1 pseudogene is annotated in these 372 nt (G+C 65.1%); it reads left to right on the top strand.

Going from position 1 to position 372, the window contains the following annotated elements:
• A pseudogene (locus ACSNN7_RS29090) lies at positions 1-372 on the top strand (hypothetical protein); the annotation flags it as partial.

Below are 372 nucleotides of genomic sequence, written 5' to 3'. Positions count from 1 at the left end.
GACCGCGACGACAAGAACAACGGCAAGGACAACGGCAAGAACGGCAAGGACGGCCGCAACAGCTTCAACGGCCAGGACGGCAAGAACGGCAACGGCAAGGACGACCGCAACGGCCGCAACGACGACCGCAACGGCCGCGACGACAAGAACGACCGCGACAAGAACGACAAGAACGACGAGTCCAGCGCCACCATCGCCGACAGCAAGATCGTCGACAACACCGCCGGACGCTTCGGCGGCGGCATCTTCAACGGCGAAGCCGACGTCAAACTCGCCGAAGGCTTCCGCGACAACAACCACAACGGCGACCACGACGGCAAGAACGACGACGACCGCGACGGCGCCCGCCTCACCCTGCGCGACACCGAGGTC

The sequence above is a fragment of the Micromonospora sp. URMC 105 genome, assembly GCF_051386295.1.
Classification (GTDB): domain Bacteria; phylum Actinomycetota; class Actinomycetes; order Mycobacteriales; family Micromonosporaceae; genus Micromonospora.
The sequence above is the reverse complement of the archived record's forward strand: the minus strand, read 5'-3'. Positions and strand labels throughout refer to the sequence as shown.